At 71.2% G+C, this 476-nt stretch carries 1 protein-coding gene; it reads left to right on the top strand.

The features are described 5' to 3' along the window. Nucleotides 1-476: fructosamine kinase family protein (locus OP79_RS49160; RefSeq protein WP_033329844.1), on the top strand; the 476-nt coding region annotated here is incomplete at both ends.

Genomic DNA, 476 nt, shown 5'->3' on the forward strand with positions numbered 1-476 from the left:
GGGATCCGTCGACGCTCCGCCCGACCTGTTCCCGCTGGAGGCGGCCGGACTCAGGGCGCTCCATGAACGCGCGGGCATCCGTACTCCCCAGGTGTTCGAGGTGAGTGCGCACCACGTCCTCATGGAGGCGCTGCACCCCCGGCCCGACACCGACGAGTTCTGGGAGGCTGCGGGCCGGACCTTCGTCACCCTGCACACGGTGCGCGGCGACCGGTTCGGCTGGGACACCGACGGATGGCTCGGCCTGCTTCCCCAGGCCAACGGCTGGGCCGACGACGGCTACGAGTTCTTCGCCGAGCACCGGATCCGCCGTTACCTGCGTGAGCCCAAGGTACGCAGCGCCCTCGAACCGGCCGACCTGGCGGGCCTGGAGCGGATCTGTGAACGCCTTCCGCAGCTCGTCCCGACGTCTCCCAGCGTGCTCAACCACGGCGACCTCTGGCGCGCGAACATCGTCGCGGGCCCGGCCGGCGAAC

The organism is Streptomyces yerevanensis, assembly GCF_000716805.1.
GTDB classification, from domain to species: Bacteria; Actinomycetota; Actinomycetes; order Streptomycetales; family Streptomycetaceae; genus Streptomyces; species Streptomyces flaveus.